This window comes from Knoellia subterranea KCTC 19937 (assembly GCF_000768685.1).
GTDB lineage: Bacteria > Actinomycetota > Actinomycetes > Actinomycetales > Dermatophilaceae > Knoellia > Knoellia subterranea.
This window is the reverse complement of the sequence record NZ_AVPK01000013.1, coordinates 1-23756: the sequence shown is the minus strand read 5'-3', so window position 1 is coordinate 23756 and position 23756 is coordinate 1. Positions and strand designations below refer to the sequence as shown.

At 69.6% G+C, this 23756-nt stretch carries 27 protein-coding genes, 3 tRNA genes and 1 pseudogene; 12 read left to right on the top strand and 19 right to left on the bottom strand.

Going from position 1 to position 23756, the window contains the following annotated elements; translation table 11 throughout:
* Positions 1 to 43: 43 nt before the first annotated feature.
* The gene (locus N803_RS15865; RefSeq protein WP_035907113.1) at positions 44 to 1363 is read right to left on the bottom strand and encodes an alpha-hydroxy-acid oxidizing protein; all 1320 of its coding nucleotides are present in this window, start codon (positions 1361 to 1363) and stop codon (positions 44 to 46) included.
* A 99-nt stretch (positions 1364 to 1462) separates the two neighbouring features.
* Entirely contained in the window at positions 1463 to 2176 is a 714-nt protein-coding gene (locus tag N803_RS15860) for an isocitrate lyase/PEP mutase family protein (protein WP_035907111.1), read from the bottom strand.
* Between the two features lie 44 nt (positions 2177 to 2220).
* Here N803_RS15860 and N803_RS15855 point away from each other — a divergent pair, with 44 nt between their 5' ends.
* From N803_RS15855 to N803_RS15840, 4 genes are all read left to right on the top strand, one after another.
* Positions 2221 to 3276 carry a PHP domain-containing protein gene (locus N803_RS15855; RefSeq protein WP_035907179.1) on the top strand — a complete coding sequence of 352 codons (1056 nt, stop codon included), beginning with the start codon at positions 2221 to 2223 and terminating at the stop codon, positions 3274 to 3276.
* Positions 3277 to 3405: 129 nt separating this feature from the next.
* Entirely contained in the window at positions 3406 to 3780 is a 375-nt protein-coding gene (locus N803_RS15850; RefSeq protein WP_035907108.1) for a GntR family transcriptional regulator, read from the top strand.
* 205 nt (positions 3781 to 3985) lie between these two features.
* Positions 3986 to 4058, top strand: a tRNA-Glu gene (locus N803_RS15845).
* 25 nt (positions 4059 to 4083) lie between these two features.
* Positions 4084 to 4157 (top strand) — tRNA-Asp (locus N803_RS15840).
* Between the two features lie 57 nt (positions 4158 to 4214).
* Here the strand turns inward: N803_RS15840 and N803_RS15835 are convergent.
* Positions 4215 to 5138 (bottom strand): NADP-dependent oxidoreductase, encoded by a 924-nt coding sequence (locus tag N803_RS15835; RefSeq protein WP_035907105.1) that lies wholly within the window; start codon positions 5136 to 5138, stop codon positions 4215 to 4217.
* Between the two features lie 85 nt (positions 5139 to 5223).
* Between N803_RS15835 and N803_RS15830 the strand changes: the two genes are divergently transcribed.
* The 3 genes from N803_RS15830 to N803_RS15820 all read left to right on the top strand — a co-directional run bounded on the left by N803_RS15830 (position 5224) and on the right by N803_RS15820 (position 6117).
* Positions 5224 to 5529, top strand: coding sequence for a DUF2200 domain-containing protein (locus N803_RS15830; RefSeq protein WP_035907103.1), 306 nt, complete (start codon positions 5224 to 5226; stop codon positions 5527 to 5529).
* Positions 5530 to 5554: 25 nt separating this feature from the next.
* Positions 5555 to 5941 carry a DUF6463 family protein gene (locus N803_RS17710; RefSeq protein ID WP_052112380.1) on the top strand — a complete coding sequence of 129 codons (387 nt, stop codon included), beginning with the start codon at positions 5555 to 5557 and terminating at the stop codon, positions 5939 to 5941.
* 99 nt (positions 5942 to 6040) lie between these two features.
* Positions 6041 to 6117: transfer RNA gene (locus N803_RS15820), tRNA-Phe, on the top strand.
* Between the two features lie 139 nt (positions 6118 to 6256).
* Here the strand turns inward: N803_RS15820 and N803_RS15815 are convergent.
* The 5 genes from N803_RS15815 to N803_RS18975 form a co-directional block, all read right to left on the bottom strand.
* On the bottom strand, positions 6257 to 7759 hold the full coding sequence (locus N803_RS15815; RefSeq protein ID WP_035907175.1) for a DHA2 family efflux MFS transporter permease subunit: 1503 nt from the start codon (positions 7757 to 7759) through the stop codon (positions 6257 to 6259).
* A gap of 125 nt (positions 7760 to 7884) precedes the next feature.
* Complete coding sequence (locus tag N803_RS15810; RefSeq protein ID WP_035907102.1) at positions 7885 to 8496, bottom strand: dihydrofolate reductase family protein; 612 nt, start codon at positions 8494 to 8496, stop codon at positions 7885 to 7887.
* Between the two features lie 121 nt (positions 8497 to 8617).
* Positions 8618 to 10033, bottom strand: a complete 1416-nt coding sequence (locus N803_RS15805) for a pyridoxal phosphate-dependent decarboxylase family protein (RefSeq protein ID WP_035907100.1) — start codon at positions 10031 to 10033, stop codon at positions 8618 to 8620.
* On the bottom strand, positions 10023 to 11363 hold the full coding sequence (locus N803_RS15800) for an MFS transporter (protein ID WP_035907098.1): 1341 nt from the start codon (positions 11361 to 11363) through the stop codon (positions 10023 to 10025). The genes N803_RS15805 and N803_RS15800 overlap by 11 nt, the downstream gene beginning before the upstream one ends.
* A 40-nt stretch (positions 11364 to 11403) precedes the next feature.
* On the bottom strand, positions 11404 to 12126 hold the full coding sequence (locus tag N803_RS18975) for a DODA-type extradiol aromatic ring-opening family dioxygenase (protein WP_052112379.1): 723 nt from the start codon (positions 12124 to 12126) through the stop codon (positions 11404 to 11406).
* Between the two features lie 45 nt (positions 12127 to 12171).
* Here N803_RS18975 and N803_RS19205 point away from each other — a divergent pair, with 45 nt between their 5' ends.
* The gene (locus tag N803_RS19205; RefSeq protein ID WP_245617334.1) at positions 12172 to 12270 is read left to right on the top strand and encodes a helix-turn-helix domain-containing protein; all 99 of its coding nucleotides are present in this window, start codon (positions 12172 to 12174) and stop codon (positions 12268 to 12270) included.
* A 13-nt stretch (positions 12271 to 12283) separates the two neighbouring features.
* Here N803_RS19205 and N803_RS15790 read toward each other — a convergent pair whose 3' ends face one another.
* The 7 genes from N803_RS15790 to fgd form a co-directional block, all read right to left on the bottom strand.
* Positions 12284 to 12565 (bottom strand): DUF4287 domain-containing protein, encoded by a 282-nt coding sequence (locus tag N803_RS15790; RefSeq protein WP_035907096.1) that lies wholly within the window; start codon positions 12563 to 12565, stop codon positions 12284 to 12286.
* An 86-nt stretch (positions 12566 to 12651) separates the two neighbouring features.
* Positions 12652 to 13332: a class III extradiol ring-cleavage dioxygenase family protein gene (locus tag N803_RS18430; RefSeq protein WP_052112378.1), complete on the bottom strand. Its 681-nt coding sequence runs from the start codon at positions 13330 to 13332 to the stop codon at positions 12652 to 12654.
* Positions 13329 to 14201 (bottom strand): dihydropteroate synthase, encoded by an 873-nt coding sequence (folP, locus tag N803_RS15780; RefSeq protein ID WP_035907095.1) that lies wholly within the window; start codon positions 14199 to 14201, stop codon positions 13329 to 13331. The genes N803_RS18430 and folP overlap by 4 nt, the downstream gene beginning before the upstream one ends.
* Positions 14198 to 15181: a glucosyl-3-phosphoglycerate synthase gene (locus tag N803_RS15775; RefSeq protein WP_084764613.1), complete on the bottom strand. Its 984-nt coding sequence runs from the start codon at positions 15179 to 15181 to the stop codon at positions 14198 to 14200. Before N803_RS15775 ends, folP begins: the two co-directional genes overlap by 4 nt.
* The gene (locus tag N803_RS15770) at positions 15178 to 15951 is read right to left on the bottom strand and encodes an enoyl-CoA hydratase-related protein (protein WP_035907094.1); all 774 of its coding nucleotides are present in this window, start codon (positions 15949 to 15951) and stop codon (positions 15178 to 15180) included. Before N803_RS15770 ends, N803_RS15775 begins: the two co-directional genes overlap by 4 nt.
* The gene (locus N803_RS15765) at positions 15948 to 16469 is read right to left on the bottom strand and encodes a DoxX family protein (protein ID WP_035907093.1); all 522 of its coding nucleotides are present in this window, start codon (positions 16467 to 16469) and stop codon (positions 15948 to 15950) included. Before N803_RS15765 ends, N803_RS15770 begins: the two co-directional genes overlap by 4 nt.
* Positions 16469 to 17530, bottom strand: coding sequence for a glucose-6-phosphate dehydrogenase (coenzyme-F420) (fgd, locus tag N803_RS15760; RefSeq protein ID WP_245617333.1), 1062 nt, complete (start codon positions 17528 to 17530; stop codon positions 16469 to 16471). The genes N803_RS15765 and fgd overlap by 1 nt, the downstream gene beginning before the upstream one ends.
* A gap of 137 nt (positions 17531 to 17667) precedes the next feature.
* Between fgd and N803_RS15755 the strand changes: the two genes are divergently transcribed.
* Positions 17668 to 18804, top strand: coding sequence for a Glu/Leu/Phe/Val family dehydrogenase (locus tag N803_RS15755; RefSeq protein WP_084764612.1), 1137 nt, complete (start codon positions 17668 to 17670; stop codon positions 18802 to 18804).
* An 81-nt stretch (positions 18805 to 18885) separates the two neighbouring features.
* Here the strand turns inward: N803_RS15755 and N803_RS17705 are convergent, their stop codons facing one another.
* The 3 genes and pseudogenes from N803_RS17705 to N803_RS18960 form a co-directional block, all read right to left on the bottom strand.
* Positions 18886 to 19854 carry a hypothetical protein gene (locus tag N803_RS17705; protein WP_052112377.1) on the bottom strand — a complete coding sequence of 323 codons (969 nt, stop codon included), beginning with the start codon at positions 19852 to 19854 and terminating at the stop codon, positions 18886 to 18888.
* Positions 19847 to 19957 carry a hypothetical protein gene (locus N803_RS18965; protein WP_245617340.1) on the bottom strand — a complete coding sequence of 37 codons (111 nt, stop codon included), beginning with the start codon at positions 19955 to 19957 and terminating at the stop codon, positions 19847 to 19849. Before N803_RS18965 ends, N803_RS17705 begins: the two co-directional genes overlap by 8 nt.
* Before the next feature lie 113 nt (positions 19958 to 20070).
* Positions 20071 to 20163: pseudogene (locus N803_RS18960) on the bottom strand (sigma factor); the annotation flags it as partial.
* Positions 20164 to 20489: 326 nt separating this feature from the next.
* Between N803_RS18960 and N803_RS15740 the strand changes: the two are divergent.
* From N803_RS15740 to N803_RS15730, 3 genes are all read left to right on the top strand, one after another.
* Complete coding sequence (locus tag N803_RS15740) at positions 20490 to 20684, top strand: DUF3073 domain-containing protein (protein ID WP_035907087.1); 195 nt, start codon at positions 20490 to 20492, stop codon at positions 20682 to 20684.
* A gap of 72 nt (positions 20685 to 20756) precedes the next feature.
* Complete coding sequence (locus tag N803_RS15735; RefSeq protein ID WP_169743115.1) at positions 20757 to 22250, top strand: purine-cytosine permease family protein; 1494 nt, start codon at positions 20757 to 20759, stop codon at positions 22248 to 22250.
* Complete coding sequence (locus N803_RS15730; protein WP_084764611.1) at positions 22247 to 22801, top strand: cysteine hydrolase family protein; 555 nt, start codon at positions 22247 to 22249, stop codon at positions 22799 to 22801. The genes N803_RS15735 and N803_RS15730 overlap by 4 nt, the downstream gene beginning before the upstream one ends.
* A gap of 161 nt (positions 22802 to 22962) precedes the next feature.
* Here the strand turns inward: N803_RS15730 and N803_RS18630 are convergent.
* Positions 22963 to 23756 (bottom strand): sunset domain-containing protein (locus tag N803_RS18630; protein ID WP_052112376.1); only part of this gene is annotated, 794 nt, incomplete at its 5' end.

The window sequence follows — 23756 nt, the reverse complement described above, 5'->3', positions numbered from 1 at the left end:
CATCCCAGAGCGCCGCCTTCTTGCGCGTTCCGTCCCGGATACGTCAGCGCGTGGTGATGAGGAAGGCCTCGCGCGTGATGTCGTCGATCGTCGCCGCACCGGCGAGCCCCATCGTGAGGTCGAGTTCGGCGATGACGTTGTCGAGGACGTCGCGCACGCCGTTGGACCCGTCGAGGGCCAGGCCGTAGATGTGCGGCCGGCCGATGAGGCAGGCATCGGCACCGAGCGCGAGGGCAACGAACACGTCTGCACCCGACCGCACCCCGCTGTCGAGGAGGACGGTTGGCTCACGCCCGATCCGCTCGCGGATGGCGACGAGCGCGTCCAGTGACGCGACGGACCGGTCGACCTGACGACCTCCGTGGTTGGACACGATGATGCCGTCCACTCCGAGGTCGAAGGCTCGCTGCGCATCGTCAGGATGCAGGATTCCCTTGAGCAGCAGCGGAATTCGCGTGCGATCCCGGAGGGTCTCGATATGGGCCCACGAGAGCCCGGGGTTGCTGTAGATGTCGAGGAAGGTCTCGACGGCCGCCTGGGGCTCGGCCGATCGCAGGTTGTCGCGTGTCCCTCCCGGGTGACGCCGCGCCTGGCTGAGCAGGGTGCGCGCGCCCGATGCCGCGGCAACGACCCTCCCGACGCCGCGCGTGCCCGCCAGCGGCGACGGCTCATCCCCTGCGGCGGAGATGCGCTCCCGCACGATCTCCATGAAGCGCGGGTCCGAGGTGTATTGGGCGACGCCCATCCCCTGCGTGAAGGGCAGGGATCCGAGGTCGAGATCCTGGGTTCGCCACCCGAGCATCGTCGTGTCGAGGGTGACGACGAGGGCCTTGGCTCCCGCCGCCTCGGCACGACCGATGAGGGAGTCGACGAGGGGCTCGTCGACGGACCAGTAGAGCTGGTACCACCACGGCACGTCCCCCATCGCCCGGGCCGTCTCCTCCATGGGGCAGCACCCTTGGGTCGAGAAGATGTAGGGAGTTCCTGCTGCCGCCGCGCCGCGGGCGATGGCGACGTCGGACCCGGGAGCGACGAGGTCGGCGGCACCCACGGGGGCCACCATCACCGGAGCCGTCAGGTTCGTTCCGAGGACCTCGGTGCTCAGGTCGCGTGCCGTGTTCCCGTGCAGCATCCGTGGCACGACCTGCCACCGGTCGAAGGCCTCCCGGTTGGCCCGCATCGTCGCTCCTGACCCGGCGCCTCCCACGACGTAGGCCCGGGCCCGTTCCGACAGGACGTCCACCGCTGCTGCCTCGAGTGCGTCGGGGTCGGTCGGCACGGTGGGCCGCTGCCCCAGCGTGCCGCGTCGATAGATCGTGCTCTGCCGCTCGCGCCCCGGTCCGGGTGCTGACTGCTCCGTCATGGCCAAACGCTAACGACTTCTTGCCCGCGTGGGACACGACGCGCGCCCGAAGGGCGCGTTCCATGTGTCCCACGAGGGCAAGAAGTCGCCGGGGGTATGTCAGGTGAGGGACTTCGCGTAGGACACGGCGGCGTCGTACGCGACCTGGGTCAACGCGCCGCCGGTGCTGAAGCGACGAACGCCGAGCTCGCGCAGTCGGTCCGGCGCCGGGTGGTCTCCGGCGGCCAACACATTGACGGGGCGCCCCAGCGCGACGATGGCTGCGAGTCGCTCCTCGTCGTTGACGAGGGGCGCGTAGAGGACGTCGGCACCGGCGTCGCGGTAGGCGGCCAGCCGAGCCACCGGGTCGTCATCGAACCCGTAGAGCACGCTCTCGCACCGAGCCGTCACGACGATGCCGTGCTGTCCAGCCTCCTCGACCACGGCAGCCACGCGGGCAACGGCTTCGTCGAGCGGGACCATTGCCCTGGCCTGCGGGTCGTAGTCCTCGATCGACAGACCTGACGCACCGGCCACGGCGAGCAGCTCTACCGTGCGCGCGACGCCACCGTCATCGTGCGGGTAGCAGTCGGCCGAGTCGACGTTGATCGGGACGTCGACGACGCTCGCGAGCAGGGCGACGTGCTCGACCATCTCGTCGCGCGTCACCTCCAGGTCGGACTTGCCGAGGGTGGCCGCGTGCCCGTGGCTGGTCGTGGCGATGGCCGCGAAGCCGGCCTCCGCAAGCCGCTTCGCCGACCCGGCGTCGAACGCGTTGGGCAGGACGAAGAAGTCGGAGTCGTGCAGGGAGCGGAAGGTCGTCGGAAGACTCATGGCGCCCATCCTGCCCGCCGCCCCCGACAGGCAAGATGGAGGACATGGTCGCCCTGCTCCCACCCCTCGAGGCTCCCGTCGATCCCACCGACGCCCTGCGCCGCATCGCCTTCCTCCTCGAACGCAACCGCGCCGGGACCTACCGGGTCGAGGCGTTCCGCAAGGCCGTCAAGGCCCTCAAGGAGATCGGCGACGACGAGGTCGCGGCTCACGTTGAAGCCGGCACGATCCAACAGGTCCCCGGCATCGGGAAGACGACCGCATCGGTCGTCGAGGAGGCAGCGCGAGGTGAGCTGCCGGCATACCTGGAATCGTTGCAGGACAACAGCGGTGGCCCACTGGCCGACGGCGGCGAGGACCTGTATGCCGCGTTGCGCGGTGACTGCCACCTCCACTCCGACTGGAGTGACGGCGGGTCGCCCATCGACGAGATGGTGCTCACCGGCATCGAACTCGGCCATGAGTGGATGGTGCTGACCGATCACTCGCCCCAGCTTCGTGTCGCCAATGGCCTCACCGCCGAGCGCCTGACGAAGCAGATCGCCATCGTTGACGCGATCAATCGCGGTGTGGGACAGACATTTCGGCTCTTCAAGGGAATCGAGGTCGACATCCTCGACGACGGCTCACTCGACCAGACCGACGTCATGCTCGGCCAGCTCGACCTCGTGACCGCCTCGGTCCACAGCAAGCTGAAGATGAACTCCGCGCCGATGACGAAGCGCATGGTCAACGCCGTCCTCAACCCGCGCGTCAACGTGCTCGGGCACTGCACCGGACGTCTGGTCGAAGGGTCGCGCGGCACGAGGCCACAGTCGGACTTTGACGCGCGCGCCGTGTTCGAGGCCTGCCTCGAGGGCAACACGGCGGTCGAGATCAACAGCCGCCCCGAGCGGCAGGACCCTCCGGACGAACTCATCGAGCTGGCCCTGGAGATCGGGTGCGTCTTCTCCATCGACTCGGATGCACATGCGCCCGGGCAGCTCGACATGAAGGCCTACGGATGCGAGCGGGCCGAACTGCTCGGTGTGCCGTGGGACCGCATCATCACGACGTGGGACGCCGACCGGCTCCACGCCTGGGCCGATCCCACGAGCTGACCCGTTCGGATCCGGCTCGCGAGCCGCCGACCCTCTCCCGAGCCGGATCGATCAGGCTCGGGAATGGGCACCCGGCTCGCGAGCCGGGTCCTTGACTCACGTCCGCCCACCGCAGCATCCTCACGAGTCATGACCCAACTCGCCCTCAGCGTTGACGACTCCGCGGCGGAGCCGCCATACGAGCAGGTGCGGGCGCAGCTCGCCGGTCTCATCAGCAGCGGCGCACTGGCCGAGGGCGACCGTCTCCCCACCGTCCGGGCCCTGGCCGCCGACCTCGGCATCGCCGTCAACACCGTGGCCCGGGCCTACAAGGAGCTCGAGGCCGAAGGGCTCGTGACCACGGGCCGTCGCGCCGGCACCACCGTCGCCCCCGGCGGTCATGCCACCGACGCCGCCCTGCACCGGCACGCCGTCACCTACGCCCAGTCGGCCGCCCGCGCCGGACTCACCGACTCCGCAGCCATCGACCTCGTGCGCGCAGCGCTGCGGGAGGCGCGCGCGTGAGGTGAGCGGACGGCATACAGGGTCCTTCCTCATGGGGCCAAGGGCGCGGCAGAGCGCGCGTTTGGCCCCATGAATCCGCCGCGGATCCGCCTCGAGAACCCTCGTTTTGGAACCTGCGCGATCGTCCCTTATGCTTTCCGAGTCCACGACGGATCCGAGCGCCCGCGCGCTGCGCGACGTGTGGAGGATTCGATCGAAAGATAGGGTCCCCATCGTCTAGCGGCCCAGGACCCCGCCCTTTCACGGCGGTAGCACGGGTTCGAATCCCGTTGGGGATACGCAGTACAGGTCTTGCACCAGCAAGGCCCCGTAGCGCAGTTGGTTAGCGCGCCGCCCTGTCACGGCGGAGGTCGCGGGTTCGAGTCCCGTCGGGGTCGCACAGCGACGAGAGCCCCACACCGACAAGGTGTGGGGCTCTCGTCTTGCCAAGGGACTTAGTCGCTCACGCGGATCGCGATCTTGCCGCGCACGTGGCCGGTCTGGCTCAGTCGATAGGCCGCCGCCGCGTCAGCAAGGTCGAAGACCTCGGCCACCGGCACGGTGAGCTTCCCGGCGTCGGCGAGGTCCGCGAGCGCCTGGAGGTCAGCGGCGTCGGGACGCACCCACGCCGCGATGCCGCCCGCACCCTCGACCGCGCCGTCGGCAATCGAACCGTGGCGGCCGCCCTCCTTGAGGACCGACTGGGTGACGTCGAGGACGCCACCGACGAAGTCCGCGACGACATCCACGCCCTCGGGCGCGAGCTCACGCACCCGCTCGGCCAGACCGTCGCCATAGACGACCGGCTCGACGCCAAGCTCGCGCAGGAACTCGTGGTTGCCCTCGGACGCGGTGCCGATGACGCGCGCACCGAGTGCGCGCGCGATCTGCACACCGAGGATGCCAACGCCGCCTGCGGCAGCGTGGATGAGGACGGTGTCGCCCGCCTTCGTGCCGAGCCGGTTCAGGAGCTGGTATGCCGTGAGGCCGGTGAGCGGAAGACCTGCGGCCTGGTGCCAGTCGAGGCTCTTGGGCTTGCGTGCGACCGTGCGCACGGGGGCCGAGACGAGCTCGGCGAACGTGCCCTGCTGGACCCAGTCCTTGCGGGCGTAGGAGATGACCTCGCCACCGACGGCGTACTCCGGGGTGTCCAGACCGACGGCCTCAACGACACCGGCGACGTCCCAGCCCGGGATGACGGGAAAGTCGACCTGCATGAGGCCGTCGAGGTAGCCGGCCATGAGCTTCCAGTCGACCGGGTTGACCGAGGCGCTGCGGACACGGATGAGCACCTCGCCGGGGCCCACCTTGGGGTCGGGGAGCTCGGAAAGAGTGAGGGTGTCAGGGGTGCCGTACTCGCTGTACGTGATGGCTTGCATGCCCGGCACAACGCCACGGTGACGCGGTCGCATTCCGGGGCGGACGGCATACGGGCTGTCATGTCGGCGGACTACGCTCGCAGGCATGAGCCACAGGGTCTTCCGCATCCCGGTCGCGTCGGTCTATCCGCACTACGTGACGAAGGTCGAGAAGAAGGGGCGCACCACCGACGAGCTGCACGAGGTCATCGAGTGGCTCACGGGCTTCGACGAGAAGGCGCTGGAGAAGCACCTCAAGGACGAGACGACCTTCGCGGACTTCTTCGCGGCGGCGCACCTCAACCCGAACGCCGAGCTCATCACCGGGTCCGTCTGTGGCGTCAAGGACCTCGACAAGCTCGTCGACGAGCTCGCCAAGGGCCGGCCCATGGAGAAGATCCTGCGCTCCTGAGGGGAGGGCGAGGGGGAGGTTTGCGATGAAGGTATGGCAGTCGTCGGGGGCGTGGACCACCGCGCTCGCAGTGGTCCACGTTGCGGCCACGACGCTCTTCTACGGCGACTCGGTCCGCAGCATCGTGGACAGCGGCATCCTCTTCGCGGTCGATGCGGATCCCGCGCTGACCACGGTGCGCGGCGCCGCCTTCTGGTACGTCACGGCCGGCCTCCTCCTGGGGCTCGTCGGCCTCATGGTCCTCGCGGAGGAGCGACGCACCGGTCGCCCGCCTGCCGGGTTCGCCGCCCTCATGGCCGTCACCGGCGTGTGGGGCATCCTCATGACCCCACTGTCCGGGTTCTGGCTCTTCCTGCCGATCGCCGCACTGGCACGGTGGAACAGGTCTCGCAGCACGCAGGACCGGCCGTGAGAGCGAGCGTCGCGTGCGTTCCCCGACGGTTTCGGGGTGCCCCGCCCCATGAGTTATAGTTGCCGTCGCGTCAGGGAGACCTGACGTGTTGTGTGACCCGGCCAGGTAGCTCAGTTGGTACGAGCGTCCGACTGAAAATCGGAAGGTCGACGGTTCGACCCCGTCCCTGGCCACCAGAGTTCGAAACTCCACGAAACCGCAGGTATGCCGTCCGCGCACCTGCGGTTTCGCCGTTTCCGGGCGGTGGTCCGCACCGTCGCAGGCCGGGACCTCGCAGGGCCACGGGTCCGAGTACCGGTGGGGCGAGGCGCGGCCTCAGACCTGGTGGCCGGGGCGCTCGAACATCAGGGCGGCGATCACACCCACGACGAGGACGGCAGCCGGCAGCACCAGCGCTTGGGCCATCGCCTGCGCGAAGCCGTCCGCGACCTCGGGCGGCATCGCCCCCGTGGCCCGCTGGAGCGCGCCACCGTCGGAGGACATTCCGAGCAGGTGCACCGTGAGGCGGTTCTCCATGAGGGCGGCGATGGCCGCACTGCCGAGGACCGCCCCGACCTGACGGGTCGTGTTGTAGACGCCCGCCCCGGCGCCCGCCAGGCGGATGGGCAGGTTCCGAGTGGCCGTCGCGCCGAGCGGCGCCCACATGGAGGCGCTGCCCACACCCATGAGCGTCATCGGCAGCAGCAGCTGCCAGGTCGGCACGTCCGGCGTCATGATGCGGCTCAGCCAGAACAGGCTCGCAGCGGTGCAGGCGATGCCGAACGTGACGAGCTGGCGCGGGTGCATACGGTCGGTGAGCTTGCCGACGACCGGAGCGAGCAGGATCGAGACGACGGCCATCGGGACGAGCAGGAGCGCCGCTCGCGTCGGCGACAGCCCGAGGACGACCTGGGCGAAGAGCATGAGCGGGAAGCCCATCGCGGTGATGGAGAACCCGATCGACGTGATCGCGACGTTGGCCAAGGAGAAGTTGCGGTCGCCGAACAGGCCGAGGGGCAACAGCGGCTCGCTCGTGTTGCGTCGCTGCCACCACAGGAAGGCCGCGATGACGACGAGCCCGGCGCCGATGAGGAGCGGCACCGAGACGAACCCGTTGATCGTGCCCCAGTCGTAGGTCTCGCCCTCTTGCACCCCGAACACGAGCAGGAACATGCCGACCGCGGACAGGACGACACCGAGCCAGTCGAAGGTGTGCGCGTGCGTCTCGAGTTTCGGCACGAGCCGCGCCGCGAGCGCGATTCCGAAGAGGCCGACGGGCACGTTGACGAAGAAGATCCACTCCCAGCCGGGGCCATCCACGAGGACGCCACCGAGGATGGGGCCCACGAGGACGGCGACACCGGCCGTTGCACCCCAGAGGGCCATCGCCTGTCCGCGCGAGGCGGCCGGGAAGGTGCGTGTGATGACGGCCATCGTCTGCGGCGTGAGCATCGAGGCGCCGAGACCCTGAACGATGCGGGCCGCGATGAGGCCCCCGATGGAGTCGGTGAGCCCGCACCACAGCGACGCGGCCGTGAAGACGGCGAGCCCGATGAGATACAGGTTCTTGGGACCGAACCGGTCACCGAGCCGACCGGTGATGAGCAGCGGCACGGCATAGGCCAGCAGGTAGGCGCTCGTCACCCATACGACACCGTTGACGTCGGTGTCCAGGCCCTCCATGATCGCCGGCGTCGCGACCGAGACGATCGTCGTGTCGACGAGGATCATGAAGAAGCCGAGCACCATCGCCCACAGCGCTGGCCACGGACTGGGCCCCGGCGCCGATGCGGCGTCACCACCGTCTTGGCGCGTGCTCACCTGGTCGTTCACCGACATCGCGGTCTCCTCGCCGGACATGCATCAAGGCCGGCCCCGACGGTCGGTCCGGCGTCACGCTACGCCTCTCCCCCGACAACGCACAGACCGAGGTATCAGCGCGGACCACCGAGCAAAAGCCGGCCTCATCGGCCACCGTCGGGCTGCGACTCCGGCATCGAGCCAAGCCCACCGGCGGGCGGTCCGTCGAGCACCGTCGGGACGTACTCAAGCAGCTGCATCCCCTTGTCGAACGTCTTGCTCTCCACGAGCTCGAGCCCGATGTCGGGATAGCCGTCGAAGATCCGCTCCTGCCCCCTCGCGCCCGTGATGAAGGGAAAGACGACCACACGGAAACGGTCGACGAGCCCGGCGACAAGGAGCGACCGGCATACCGAAAGACTGCCCAGGGTCCGCATGGGCCGCGGCCCGGACTCCTTCTGCTCACGCACCCAGGCGACCGGATCCTCCCTCACGAGAACGGAATTCGCCCACGACAAGGGTTCGTCCAGCGTCGACGAGAAGACGACCTTGGGCATCTCCGCCATCTGCACGAAGCCCGGATCGTCCGGCATCTGTGCCGCGAAGTCCGACATGAGCCGATAGGTCTTCGCACCCAACAGCACGGTGTAGTCGGTGTCCTGCGCCCCCAGCCAATCGAGATATTCAGGGCTCTCCACCCCCCACAGCCCCGGCCAACCATCGGCCGCCGCGTAGCCGTCGAGGGAGATGATGAGGTCGATCATGACGCTCTGCATGGACGTTCCCTTCGCGAGTCGTCCTTCCACCTTGGCGTATGCCGTCCGCCCCCGGAAGTGCCCACGTCCGGTTCTCGGGGTGCACCCGTCCGTCGGACCCCGGGTGAGCGACGCGGATCGCTCAGCGCGGGGCGGTGAACCGCTGGAGGAAGGCCGACAGCAGTCGGGCGGAGTCCTCACGGGACAGCGCCTCGATGAGCGACAGAACGGTCGTGAGGTCGAGGTCGCCGCCCGCTCGGGCACCATCCGCAAGAGCGACAGGATCCGGTATGCCGGTGTGGGACAACGCTTCTGGGCTCGGCAGGGCGTGTCCCCGGGCCACGTCGGCAGCCTCGACCAGCGTGGGGACAAGCTCGTCGAGCAGCCCCTCCGTCACCGGCGTGATGGTGAGGTGAGCCGTGTGCGGGATGCACGTGCCGTCCGCCTGAGTGAGAGCCGGTTGTCCCTGGAGGACGAAGCCCCGCTCGGCGACGGCCGCCGTCCACAGGAGCGGGTCCACCCTCCGCGACTCGTCGACACTGTCATCCGTCGCGACGGCCACCAGGGGACCACTCCGCTCCCCCTTCACCCGCAACCCTTCGATGCCCTCGACCGCGGTGACCACCCCGGAGGTGGCGGCGACGACGCGACGGGTGAGGCCGGCATACCCGTCGGTTCCGAGGGTCTGGACCACCGCCCACGCGGCGGCGAGCGACGTGGCCGACCGGGTGCCGAGCATCGTCGGGTTGACGACGGGGTAGCCGAGCCAGTCCGTGATGGCGAAGTAGCGGGCGAGGTCGAGCTCGCTGTCGGCGAAGAGGAGGAGGGACGAGCCCTTGGGCGCGTAGCCGTACTTGTGGATGTCGGCGCTGATGCTGCTCACGCCGCGTACGCGAAAGTCCCACTGCGGCAACGGTTCTCCGCCCGCTTCCTCCCAGAACGGGAGGACCCAACCGCCGACGCACGCGTCGACGTGGCACGGGATGTCGCGATCGGCTGCAGCACCAGCGATGACGGCGACGTCGTCGATGACGCCGTGCGGATAGGACGGCGCGGACACGACGACGAGGGCGACGTCGGGGCCGAGCGCCGCGACGACGTCGGCGCTGTCCGCCCGCCCTGTCTCCATGTCCACCGGCACCACCGTCACGTCGAGCCCGAAGTAGTGCGCCGCCTTGTGGAACGCTGCGTGCGCCGACGTCGAGAGGACGAGCCGCGGCCGGCCGACCCCTCCGCGTGCCACCCACAGGTCGCGCGCGGCCTTGACCGCGAGCAGGCAGCTCTCCGTGCCACCGGACGTGACCGACCCCGTGGCATCCGGTCCGTGCAGCATCGCGCGCCCGAACGCCACGATGTCCGACTCCATGAGCGCCACCGAAGGGAACGTCGTCGGGTCGAGGCCGTTGACCGGCTGGAGGAGCCGAATCGCCTGTGCCGCAACGTCATCGAGCTCGGGGAGGCCGTGGTCGTAGACGTACGAGAGGACCCGCCCGCCGTGCGTCGGAGCGTCGTGCTCGCGATAGGCACGCAGCCGTCCCAGCACCTCATCAGCGGACATCAGCGGCAACCTCCGGCTCCTCGTAGCGACGCAACCCGACGAGCGACACCAGCGCCAGGACGGCGGGCACGATGGTGAACGCCAGCGCGATCGCGACTTCGGCCGCCCTCGGCTGCGCCACCGGATCACCGGCGCTCGACACGAACCCTCCCGCCGCGAGCATGAGCAGGACGACGCCGGGCCCGAGCGCCAGCCCGGCGGTCTCCAGTGCCGTCCACACCCCACTCATCGCGCCCCCACGCTCACGCCCGGCCTCCTGGACCACGTCGGGAAGCATCGCGAGCGGGAAGAGCTGCATCCCGGCATACGCGACACCGCCGAGCGCGAGCGCGAGGATCGACAGCCACACCCAGCCGAGGGCGAGCGCCGGAACCTGCAGCAGGCAGGCGGCAACGAAGAGCCAGGAAGACGTCGCGTATGCCGTCCGCTTGCCTCGTGCGGCCGCGTGCCGCTTCCACAGCGGCATGACGAAGAGGGAGGGCGCGACGACGGCGGCGAAGAGGACGCTGACCCACGACTGTGAGCCCAGGAGATAGGTCGCGACGTACTGCGCGGCCGCGAGCACGATGCCTGTGGCGAGGGCCTGCAGGACGAAGACGATGAGGAGTGCGCGGAACCTCGGTAGCTCCCGCAGAGCCGCGAGTCCCGCACGGAGAGAGGGGGATTCGGCCGTCGCGTTGGGGCGGCTCTCGTGGCCGCGCAGGCTGCGTGCCGTTGCGAGCATGCCGCCGATGAGGGCCAGTGCGCTGACGATCGCCATGACGAGATAGCCGGTGCGACCTCCCCCGAGGGCGTCCCGGATGCCCGGTGCCCCCGCCCCGAATGCGAGGATCGCCAGCGCGAGGACGCCGACGCGCCACGCCATCATCCGGGTGCGTTCGGCGTAGTCGTCGGTGAGGTCAGCAGGTGCGGCGATGTAGGGCACCTGGAAGAGGCTGAACGACGTCGTCGCGAGGACGAACGCGACGGCCACCCAGACCGCGGCTGCGGCCCCGTCCATTCCTGAGGGCACCGCGAACATCGCGATGAAACCCACGGGCAGGGTCAGCGCGCCGAGAGTCATGAGCCGGTGCCGCGAGCCGTGCGCCGACACCTCGGCGTCGCTCCGGGCACCGATCGCCGGGTCGATGACGACGTCCCAGACCTTCGGCAGGAGGACGACGACGGCCGCGAGCGCGGCAGCAACCCCGAGAGTGTCGGTGAGGTAGTACGCGAGGACCAGACCCGGCAGGGTGCCGAAGCCGCCCGTCCCGACCGACCCCGCGGCATACCCCGCCGTTTGAGCCCGGGTGAGCCGAGCGGAGGGCAAGGTACGTGGCGACGCCGGCATCCCCGCAGTATGCAGCCCTGCCAGCCCCGTCCGGGGTCTGTTAGGCGACCTGGATCGAGCGGATCGAGTTGAGGAACTTCGTGTCGTCGATGATGTGCTTCACCTGCGGGCGGCCGACGTCGGACGCGGCACCCAGGGTGAGGAGCAGCGGGACGAAGTGGTCGGCCGTCGGGTGCGACACCGCCGCACCGGGACCCTTGGCGACGTAGTCCGTGAGCGCATCCACGTCACCACGGTCGAGCGCGTCCGCCGCCCACTCGTCGAACGCCTCCGTGTGACCGGCGAGCGCGGGGTTGCGCATGACCGCGAAGGAGTGGGTCATGAAGCCGGAGCCGATGACGAGGACGCCCTCGTCGCGCAGCGCCCGGAGCTTGACGCCGAGGCGGTGCAGTGCGACGGGGTCGAGGCTCGGCATGCTCAGCTGGACGACGGGGACGTCGGCGGCGGGATACATCGCCATCATCGGGATGAACGCGCCGTGGTCGAGTCCGCGGTCGACGTGGTGGTGGATCGGCGTGATGCCACCGAGGACTCCGGCGAGGCGCCGGGCGAGGTCACTCGCGTCGGGCGTCGCGTACTGGAGCGTGTAGTAGTGCGGGTGGAAGCCACCGAAGTCATAGACGAGCGGCGTCCCCGCAGCCGCGCCGGAGATGGCGACGGGCGCGTTCTCCCAGTGGGCGGAGATGATGACGACCGCCCGCGGCTTGGGCAGGGCCTGCGACCAGGCTTTGAGCTGCCCGAGCCAGTCCGGGTCATCGAGCACGACAACCTCACCATCGCGCGCCGTCTCACGCTCTCGCCCAAGACCGTGCGCAACGTCGTGTCCAACATCCTCACGAAGCTCGCGGTGCGCGACCGTGCCGCCGCCATCGTGCGTGCGCGCGAGGAAGGACTCGGCCTGGACTGAATCGACGGGCCGGTCAGCGGGCGGCGAGCCCGTCGAGGCGCAGCACCGTCGAGTCGTCGCGGTGCGGTCCGGCCGACCCGACGTGCGTGCCCGGAATGGTCGGCCCGTTCTTGATGACGTGGACGAGCGCCATGCCGTGTCCGCGGCCGAGCCCGTGGTCGTCGGCCAGCCAGGCGAGGATCTCACCGGCCTTCGTCTCGGGGCCGAAGCCGCGGGCGTGGGCGGCGTCGACAAGTTCCTGCGGGGTGCGGCCGGTCTTCTTCTCGGCTGCGTCGAGGTAGGCCTGGAACGACATGGTGACTCCTTGGTCGGTGCGTCGGGTGGTCCGTCACCCTGTGCGCCGACCGCGCGTCGCGACTTTCGACACGCGCGGCGAAAGTTTCAGGCGCGGGCGCGCAGGTGGGCGACGACGTAGAGCACCCCGAACGGGTCGCTCACCTCGCACGACACGACCTCGTATGCCGTCCGCTCACCTTCGTGCCCTCCGCCGAGTGCTTCGCCGGTTGCGGCAGCGAGGACCTGAAGGGGTGCACGGCCGGTCACGAGCAGGTCAGCGCAGAGCGTCGGGTCGAGGTCGAGGAGCCGGTCGAGCCCTCCGTCGGCCGCGTCCCGGACGGCGCCGACGATGGAGTCATCAACAGCAGCGGCCCGCTCGTCGAAGTGCCCCGGCGCCTTCTCCGTGCGACGAGCCGAGCCGTCGGCCACCACCAGAAGCGTCGTTGCCCGGTTGCCCGAGCGCTCATCCTCACGGTCGGCGACAGCTCGGCCGAGCGCGATGCAGTCGGCAACGGACGCGTCCCACGCCACGCCGACATGCTCGACGTCGAAGTTCTCGTGGGTGGCTCCGAGCAGGTGGTCGGCCACCCGCAGACCTGCTGCCGGGCGGGCGCTGCGCGGCTCACGGTCGGTGCCGTGCACGACGACGACGTGGTGCGCCGATGCGACCGCGTCGCGCACCGCACCAACACACGACTCGAGCAACCCCGGAGCAGCGGCGACACGCCCCTGATACTCCGGCAGCAACAACAGCGCTCCCGGGACGACGACGACATCGGTGATCACGCGAGCCCCCTCGCGGTTCGAGCAGGAGGCAAGTCCCCGGCGATGACGGACACCATGTCGAGCACCTGTCGGGTCTCGACGACCTCGTGGACGCGATAGATGTGGGCGCCGTGCCACGCCGAGATCGCCGTTGCCGCCAGGGTGCCCGTGAGGCGCTCCCCCACCGGCAGGTCGAGGGCCTCGCCGACGAAGTCCTTGTTCGACAAGGACACCAACAGCGGCCACCCCAGTGCGGTGAGCTCGTCCAGCCGCCGCGTCACCTCGAGGGAGTGCCACGAGTTCTTGCCGAAGTCGTGCGCCGGGTCGATGACGACCCGATCCCGCGCGACTCCAACCGAGACCGCCCGATCCGCCTGTGCCACAAGGGAATCGACAACCGACGCGACGACGTCGTCGTACTCGATCCGGTGCGGACGCGTCCGGGGCGTCACACCGCCGGTGTGGGTGCAGACGACGGCGGCATCGAACTCGGCAGCCACCTCGACGAGCTCCGGATCCGCCCCACCCCAGGCGTCGTTGAGGATGTCCGCCCCGGCCTCGAGCACGGCCCGCCCCACCGACGCGCGCCAGGTGTCGACGGAGATCAACAGCTCGGGGTGCTCGGCACGCACGGCGGCGACGAAGTCGACGACGCGTTCCTTCTCCTCCTCCGGCCCGATCTCGACTCCGGGCGCCGCCTTGATCCCACCGATGTCGACGATGTCCGCGCCCTGAGCGACGACGGTGCGCACTCGCTCGAACGCGGCGTCCTCACGCCACGTCGCGCCCTTGTCGTAGAACGAGTCCGGGGTTCGGTTGACGATGGCCATGACGAGTCGGGAGCGCGCATCGAACGAGCGCGAGCCGAGGCGGAAGGTGAGGTCGCTCATCGGGACTCCGCGCGGGTCCCACGCTCTGCGTGGGCCGGCATACCGACCGTCACGCCCGCAGGCCGCTCCCCCACGCCGACCTCGCTCACCCGGGGCTCGAAGCCCTCCGGCCCGCGCGCATACTGCCGCAACGTGACCGAGGCGTCCTGCGAACCGCCCCCGGGCGCCGCGGCTCGACGGCGCTCAGCCGCGGCAAGGACCTGGACTGCCATGAGGCCGAGCGTGTCATGCCGGTGGTGACGGTGGGTGCGCAGCCCCAGGTCGACCTGCGCGATGGCGTCGACCCCGAACCGGTCAGCGGTGTCGAGCACGGCTGCAATCTCCACCCCGTAGCCCACCGGCACCTCGAAGCTCGCGAACGTCGAACGGCGGATCGCCCACTCACCCGAGAGCGGCTGGACGAGACCTGCAAGCTCGGGCCGGTGCAGCGCGAGCCACGGGCGGGCAACGAGCTCGGTGACCCGACCGCCCGACTCCTCCTCACGCCCGGTCGCGTCGATCATCGGCCGGTCATAGATGGCTTTGACCAGTCGCACCTCATCGCGCGTGAGGAGCGGTCCGAGGAGCCCAGTGACGAAGTGCGTCCCCCAGTCGATGAGGTCCGCATCGACGAAGACCAAGACGTCGCCCGTCGTGACGAACTGCGACTTCCACAGCGCCTCGCCCTTGCCCGGCACCGAACCTAGGTCGGCGCGAATCTCCCTGGCGGAGAACACCTTTGCGCCCGCGGACCGGGCGACCTCCGCCGTTGCGTCGGTCGAGTCGGAGTCGATGACGACGACCTCGTCGACGAGCCCGCCCAGGTCCGCAATGATGCGTGCGGCAACCTCGCCGACGGTGGCTTCCTCGTTCTTGGCAGGGATGACGATGGAGATCCGCTGGTCACCCTTGGCGCTGAGGAGCGCCTCGAGCGTCCAGTCAGAGGCCCGGTATGCCGGCCCGTCACCCGCCGCTGTCACCTCGCCCATGCCCGTGGTCACGCCCCGAACGTCGGCGGGCGCTTCTCCCGGAAGGCACTCACGCCCTCGGCGAAGTCGGCGGTGCGCAGGAGTGCGTGCTGCCCCGACTCCTCGCGGTCGAGGGCCCGGTCGAGGTCGAGGCTGGCAGCCGTGATGGCTGCGGTGGTGCGGGCCACCGCCTCGGGAGCGAGGGCCGCCAGCTGTGCCGCGACAGCATCGGCCCGGGCCGAGAAGTCCTCTGCCGCAACGGATTCGGACACGAGACCCCAGTCCGCGGCCTGGGCGCCGGAGACGCGTTCCCCGGTGAGAGCCATTCGCATGGCGCGTGCCCGGCCGATCGAGGCCGCGACGAGAGCGGTCGCCCCACCGTCGGGCATGAGCCCGATCCCACCGAAGGCGAGGGTGAGCTTCGCGTCGTCGGCCACGAGGGAGTAGTGGGCGGCCAGTGCCATGGAGAGCCCGACTCCGGCGGCGACCCCGGTGACGAGGGACAGGACGGGCGTGCGCGAACCGGAGATCGACCGGATGAGCGGTCCGGCCCCGGCGAGGAGGTCGTCGAGGTCACCGACCTTTTCGTAGCCCGCGAGGTCTGCCCCGGCGGAGAAGGCGCGCCCTTCACCACTGAGCACGACCACCCGGATCGATGGATCTGCAGCGAACTCGGTCATGGCACGGACGACGGCTTCACCCATGGCAGCGTCCAAGGCGTTGAGCCGGTCAGGCGCATTGAGGTGGACGCGGCCGACTGCACCGTCACGGGTGACGACGACAGAGGCGGTGGTCTCGCTCATGCTGCGGCCTCCTTCTTCTCGGGGCGGTAGGACGTCACGAGCAGGCCGGCGGCCGCGAGGACACCGCCGACGAGGGCGATGACGCCCCAGCCGACTCCGGCAAGGTCCAGCCCGAACGCCTCGTCGAGCGACCACCGGCCCGGCCCGACAACGGCCAGCGCGACGGCGACGATCGCGACGAGGATGACGTATTCGTTCCCGCCCTTGAAGATGAAGTAGCCCTTGCCCCTGTGGTCGGTGAGCGCAGCCACGGTCATGAGTCCGACGAACGCCATCGCGCCCAGACCGTTGAGCAGGCCGAGCGTCACGAGGACCCCGGCTCCGATCTCGGTCGCAGCGGCCACCCGCGCGTGCAGCCACCCCGGCTTGAGGCCGAGCGACTCGAACCACCCCGCCGTGCCGGACAGACCGCCGCGCACCTTGTTGAGTCCGTGCGCGATGAGCATCGGCCCGAGAGCGAGGCGCAGGACGAGGGAGGCGATGTCGAGCTCGGTCGAGCTGATCGCAGTGGCATCCATCAGGCGGAGTCCTTCGAGGGCGTGGGTGAGGGTGCGGTCGGGAGGGAGGCGGGGGTGAGTTCGCGCAGGCCGGGGACGACCTGTTCGGTGAAGGTACGGAGGAAGCGCTCCTGGTCGTGCCCGGGCCCGTGGAAGACGAGGTGGTCGAAGCCGAGGTCGGTGTACTCGCGCACGGACTCCACGACCTCCTCCGGGCGAGACGCGACGATCCAGCGCTTGGCGACCTGCTCGATGGGCAGCTCGTCGGCGGCCTTCTCCATCTCGGCCGGGCTGTGGATCGAGTGCTTCTGCTCGGCCGTGAGCGAGAGAGGCGCCCAGAAGCGGGTGTTCTCGAGAGCGGCGTCGGCATCGGGGTCCCACGACACCTTGATCTCGATCATGCGGTCAAACGGATCGGCCTCGGTCCGGCCAGCCTTCGCGCGTCCCTCGGCCACGGCCGGGATCAGCTGGTCGGCATAGAGCTCGCGACCCTTGCCGGAAGTGCAGATGAAACCGTCACCGGACCGGCCGGCATACCGGGCGACGAGCGGACCACCGGCGGCGACGTACACGGGAATCGGCACGTCCGGACGATCGAAGATCTTCGCGTCCTCGGTGCGGTAGTACTCGCCCTCGAACGTGACCGAGTCTTTGGTCCACAGCTCGCGCATGAGCCGCACCGACTCGCGCAGGCGACCGAAGCGCTCCTTGAACTCGGGCCAGCCGCTCTCGGGGACTGAGCCCACGGCCACCTCGTTGAGCGCCTCGCCGGACCCGACGCCGAGCATGATGCGCCCCGGCGCGAGGCAGCCCAGGGTCGCGAACGTCTGCGCCACGACCGCCGGGTTGTAGCGGAACGTCGGCGTCATGACCGACGTTCCGAGCAGCACCCGCTCGGTCCGCGCCGCGACCCACGACAGCCAGGCGATGGAGTTCGGCGCGTGGCCGCCCTCGAGCCGCCACGGCTGGAAGTGGTCCGAGATCGTCACCGAGTCCAGCCCCAGCTCCTCGGCGAGGACCGCGTAGCCCGCGAGCTCGGCGGGGGCGAACTGTTCGGCCGAAGCCTTGTAGCCGATGCGCATGCCGCCATCCTCTCCCATGACTGCCGCGTGCGGCTTTTCGGGATGGTGAGCGCGCGGGTCTAGCCTGAGGGGAGCGTGAGACCCACGGCCTGTTGTCGCGCCACCGCGCGCCCCACCCTGACAAAGGAGTCACCACCGTGACCGCGTCGCCCGTCACCACGCCGGCCCAGCCGACCACCTCGATCGAGCCGGCAGCCCCGCTCGACCGCACCGACACCTCCGGCCACGAGCAGGTCGTCTTCTGCTCCGACCCGAAGTCCGGCCTGCGCGCCATCATCGCCCTGCACAACACGGCCCTCGGCCCGGCGCTCGGCGGCACGCGCTTCTACCCGTACGAGACGCACGACGACGCCCTCGCCGACGTCCTGCGCCTCTCGCGGGGCATGTCCTACAAGAACGCCGTGGCCGGCATCCCCCACGGTGGCGGCAAGGCCGTGATCATCGGCGACCCGAACTCCATCAAGTCTCCCGAGCTGCTCCGCGCCTTCGGTCGCTTCGTCGAGAGCCTCGGCGGCCGCTACGTCACGGCGTGCGACGTGGGCACCTACGTGCAGGACATGGACGTCGTCGCCGAGACGACCCGGTTCGCGACGGGCCGCTCCCCCGAGAACGGTGGCGCCGGCGACTCCTCCGTCCTCACCGCCTTCGGTGTCTTCCAGGGCATGCGCGCCGCAGCCCAGCACGTCTGGGGTGAGCCCACCCTGCGCGGCCGCAAGGTCGGCATCGCCGGCGTCGGCAAGGTCGGGCGCATCCTCACCGGCCACCTCATCGAGGACGGTGCAACCGTCGTCGTCACCGACGTCAACGCAGCCGCGGTCGAGGCACTGCGCGAGACGCACCCCGAGATCGAGGTCGTCTCCGACGTCGCGGCGCTCGTCCGCGGCGACATCGACGTCTACGCCCCCTGCGCTCTCGGTGGCGCGCTCGACAACGACACCGTCGAGGCCCTCACCGCCCGCATCGTCTGCGGCGGCGCGAACAACCAGCTCGTCGTCGAAGGCGATGGCGGCACCGCCGACCGTCTCGTCGCGCGCGGCATCACCTACTGCCCCGACTTCCTCGTCAACGCCGGCGGCGTCATCCAGGTGAGCGACGAGCTTCTCGGCTTCGACTTCGACCGCGCCAAGACGGGCGCGACGGCGATCTTCGAGCACACCCTCGAGGTGCTGCGCACGGCCGATGAGCACGGCACGAGCCCTGCCGCCGCCGCGGACCACATCGCCGAGCAGCGCATGGCCGCTGGCTCGCCGACGATCTGGCTCCCCACGCGCTGACCCTCGCCTTTCGATCAGCACAACGTATGCCGGCCGCTCACCTCGCGAGGTGAGCGGCCGGCATACGCGTCCTGTGAAGTGTCAGGAACCCAGGTAGAAGAACGAACCCAGGATGTCGTCCACTCGAGAACTCGCGGTGTAGTCCGTCACCCGAATGTGGGAGTTGGGCAGCCAGTACTGCACCACCGTGAACTTCGTGCCCGACGTGCAGGTGAGCCGATAGGTGTACTTCTCCGCCGTCTTGACCCCGATCGGCGTGAACGACTTGCTCGGAACCGCTCTCGTGTCGACGTAGTTCTCGTCCGAGGCCGAGGCGCCGGGGCAGAGGGTGACCCCGCTCCTGTCCGACCAGCCAGCCACTTGGCCCGGCTGCCACACCTTGTTGCCCTCGGCGCCGGGGAGGACCGACCCGACGTCGATCTGGAGGTCGCAGGCGAAGTCCGCGGGGTTGGGTGAGGTGTCGGTCAGGCACAACCGGTGAACCGTCGCTTCCGGGTGGCCCATGTATTCGAGGTTGGTGTCGCGGGCGGAGGACTTCCAGGCCGCTGGCACCACGACGTACGTGCTCTCGGGAATGACTGCGGTCTCCGTGCCCTCGTGGGGAGCCGGTGACCCGTTCGACGACGGCGTGGACGGACTCGAGCCGCGGCTGGGTGTGCCCGACGGGGTCGAGCTCGGCGTGGACCCACCGGTGGTGGTTGCGGACGCCGTGGGTGTCGTGGTGACCGTCGGCGAAGTGGACGACGTCACCGTCGGCGTCACCTCGGGACTCGTGGCCGTCGGGGTGGGCGTGTGCGTCCCGGGAAGCAGCGTCTCGTCGCCCCGCTGGCCCAACTGGCTGGCGAAGACAGCCCCGCCGATGAGCGCGCCCACCGCGAGGGTCGCAGCCCCGACGGCCACGCGCTGGGTCCGCCGACGCCGGTCGCCGCCGCGGTGGATCTCCTCGATCGGCGGAAGGACGGTCGTCCGAGAGGCCCCGGCACCGAAGGCACGGAGTCGATCGGCGATCGGGTCCTCGCCGCCCTGCGGGTTGGTGAAGTGGTCAGACATGGGAGCCCTCCGAGGTGGGTGCGAGAAGAGAGGCGAGAGCGGTGCGACCGCGGGAGAGACGTGCCTTGATGGTCCCGTCCGGAACGCCGAGTTCCGCCGCGATCTGGGCGACCGACAGATCGGCGAGGTGGTGCAGGACGATGGCTTCGCGCTGAGCCGCCGGCGCCAGCGACTCACCGCGAGCCGCATCGCCGTCGTGCGCACCCAGGCCTCCGGGTGCCGGTCGGCATCGATCCGTTCGCGGTGTTGCCAGGCCCGTTCGAAGGCCTCCTGGACAACGTCCTCCGCCTCGGCCCGGTTGCCGCACATGGCGTAGACCTGACTGATCAGCCGTGGTGCAGCCGCGTGATACAGCCGATCGAAGTCTCCTGCCTGCATGTCTCCCCCTCCAGTCGCGTCGTGCCCTGCTGTCGGAGCATCTACGCCCAGCCTCCCTCCACGGTTGCATCCTGCCTCGTTGTTTCTGCGACGGAGCGTCCAGAAGTCCGACCGGTGGAGCGGAAACACCTCGGCCTGATGTAGCGTTGACCCCACGACATACACACGATTCCCGGGACCGCAGCTGACTTGGGATGACCCCTTCGGGGCCGTCCCTTCCGGTATGCCGTCCCGCTGACGCACGAGGGGGTCACGCCATGGGGCGCGGCCGGGCAAAAGCCAAGCAGACCAAGGTGGCACGCGAGCTGAAGTACTTCAGCCCCGACACCGACTTGAGCGCGCTTGAGCGAGAACTCCACGGAAGTTCACCCACGTCAACGCAGACTCGGAGCTCCTCCGACTACGGCGACGAGGATGACGACTATGACAAGTGGGCCTCCGGGCGTCGTTGACGCCTGATCCACACTGACGTTCCTCGTGCGGCATGCACCGTATGCCGCCCGTGATCTGACATGCTCACGAGCATGACTGACGTGCGCACAGCCGACGCTGCCAAGCGACTCGGCGTCGAGACCACCGGTATCGAGATCATCGACGAGGCGGACCGAACTGCGGCCCCGCGCGACCTGTTCTGGCCGTGGTTCGCCGCCAACGTGTCCGTCTTCGGCATCTCGTATGCCGCGTTCGTCCTCGGCTTCGGCATCTCCTTCTGGCAGGCCGTCGTCGTGACCGTCATCGGCGTGGTCGTGTCCTTCGCTCTCTGCGGTGTCATCGCCATTGCGGGCAAGCGCGGTTCGGCACCCACGATGGTGCTGTCGCGTGCCGCGTTCGGCGTCAAGGGCCAGAAGGTCCCGGGCGTCATCTCGTGGCTCGTGTCCATCGGCTGGGAGACGGCCCTGGCGATCCTCGCCGTCCTCGCGACCTCGACGATCTTCGAGCGCCTCGGGTGGGGCGGAGGCACCGGCACCAAGATCGTGGCAGCCATCGTCGTCGCGGCCATGATCGTGCTCGCGGCCGTCGCCGGCTACCACATCATCATGCGGATGCAGTCGGTCCTCACCTGGATCACCGGCGCCATCACGATCCTCTACATCATCATGACGTTCACCCACCTCGACTGGTCGGCGATCTCGTCCCTCCCGTCCGGTGGCATCGGCGCCACCATCGGCGCGCTCGTCATGGTCATGACCGGCTTCGGGCTCGGCTGGATCAACATCGCCGCCGACTGGTCCCGCTATCAGCGTCGCGATGCCAGCGGAGCCGCCATCGTCGGCTGGAACACCTTCGGCGGGGCCCTCGCCCCGGCGCTGCTCGTCTGCTACGGCCTGGCCCTCGCCGGGTCCGACAAGGACGTCCTCGATGGCATCGGTGGGGACCCGATCGGCACCCTCGCCGGTCTGCTGCCGACGTGGGTGCTCGTGCCGTTCCTCATCGCCGCGATCCTGTCGCTCGTCTCCGGCGCCGTCCTCGGTATCTACTCCTCCGGTCTCACGCTGCTGTCGCTGGGCGTGCGCCTCCCCCGACCAGTTGCCGCCCTCGTCGACGGCGTCATCCTCACCCTCGGCACGTTCTTCGTGGTCTTCGTCGCCGAGGACTTCCTGGGGCCGTTCCAGTCGTTCCTCATCACGCTCGGCGTGCCGCTCGCCTCGTGGGCGGGCATCATGATCGCCGACATCGCGCTGCGCAAGCGCGACTACGACGAGGACGCCCTCTTCGATGCCTCCGGCCGCTACGGAGCCTTCGACTGGCTCTCAATCGGCACGATGGTCGTCACGTCGGTCCTCGGGTGGGGCCTCGTCGTCAACAGCTACGCCGACGACGCGGCGTGGAACAACTGGCAGGGCTTCCTCCTCGACCCGCTCGGCCTGGGCACGTTCGTCAAGGACCCGGCGGGCTCCTACTGGGAGGGGACCTTCGCCTACGCCAACCTCGGTGTGTTGCTCGCTCTCCTCCTGTCATTCGTCGTCACCTACTTCGGCCGACGGGGCAAGGTGGCCCGGCAGGAGGCCGGGGCGTGAGCCGCCTCGACGTCTCGGCGGTGGAGCCGCTCGACGACGAGTGGCTCGTCATCATCGACCCGCAGGCGATCTTCGCCGACCCCACGACGAGCCAGTGGGGGTCACCGATGTGGGCAGAGACGGTGCCGCGCATCGCACGTCTCGCAACGGCATACCCGGGTCGGGTTGTCGTGACGCGCTTCGTCGCGGACCCGGGACTCGGTGGTTCGTGGGCCAGCTATTACGACGAATGGGGCTTCGCGCTCGTCCCCGACGAGGACCCCCTGTATGCCGTGGTGCCGGAACTCGCCCACCTCGCCGACCACATGGTCACCGAACCGACCTTCGGCAAGTGGGGCCAGCAACTGCGTTCGGTCATCGGCGACCAGCCGCGTCTGGCGTTGGCCGGTGTCGCGACCGACTGTTGCGTCATCGCGACGGCGCTGCCGGCCGGTGACGCGGGTGCGAACATACGCGTGGTCGCGGAGGCCTGTGCGGGCTCGAGCCCCGAGGCCCACGAACGGGCCCTGGGTGCGATGGAGATGTTCGCCCCCCAGATCACCGTCCTCTGACCCGCCGCCCCATTATCGGGTCACCCGATACAGGCCCGCTCGACCCGACCTGGCAAGTCGGGTCGAGCGCCCCCATGTCGGGTCAAGCTGGCTCCGCCCACATGTGACAGTGCCCGCGTCCCTCACGGGGCGCGGGCACTGTCAGGTACTGACTTCTCGGGTCAGCGGTTGCGCTCGTTCCACTTCGTGAAGCCCGCCTTGCGCGCGGTCTCCTCGTCCTGGAACCAGACCTCGGCCTTCGTGCGCTCATAGGCCGGGCTGTCCTCCGTGTGGAAGAGCATCGAGTTCTCGTTGCCCTTGATCGCCCAGCCGTCGGGGCCCGAGCCATCCTCACCGGGGTCCGCCGACCCCTTGCCGAAGCGGCCGTCCGGAATCTCGACGAGCTTCGCCGGACCGCCGGAGCCGCCCGACCGATCGCGCTCGTCCCAGCGGACGAACCCGGCACCACGCGCCGACTCCTCGGTGTCGAACCAGATCTCCGCCTTGGTCCGGCCGTAGTAGGGGCTCTCTTCGGTGTGGTAGAGGTTCGAGTCCTCGTTGCCCTTGATGGTCCAGCCATCGGGGCCCGAACCATCCTCGGCCGGGTCAGCCGAACCCTTGCCGAACTTGCCCTCGGGAATGGCGACGAGCTTCGCGGCTCCGCCACCGGAGGCAGCCGAACCACCGGAGCGGTCCTTCTCGTCCCAACGAACGAAGCCGGCACCGCGAGCGGACTCCTCGGTGTCGAACCAGATCTCCGCCTTGGTCCGGCCGTAGTAGGGGCTCTCTTCGGTGTGGTAGAGGTTCGAGTCCTCGTTGCCCTTGATGGTCCAGCCATCGGGGCCCGAACCATCCTCGGCCGGGTCAGCCGAACCCTTGCCGAACTTGCCCTCGGGAATGGCGACGAGCTTCGCGGCTCCACCCGAACCAGCCGAACCACCGGAGCGGTCCTTCTCGTCCCAGCGGACGAAGCCGG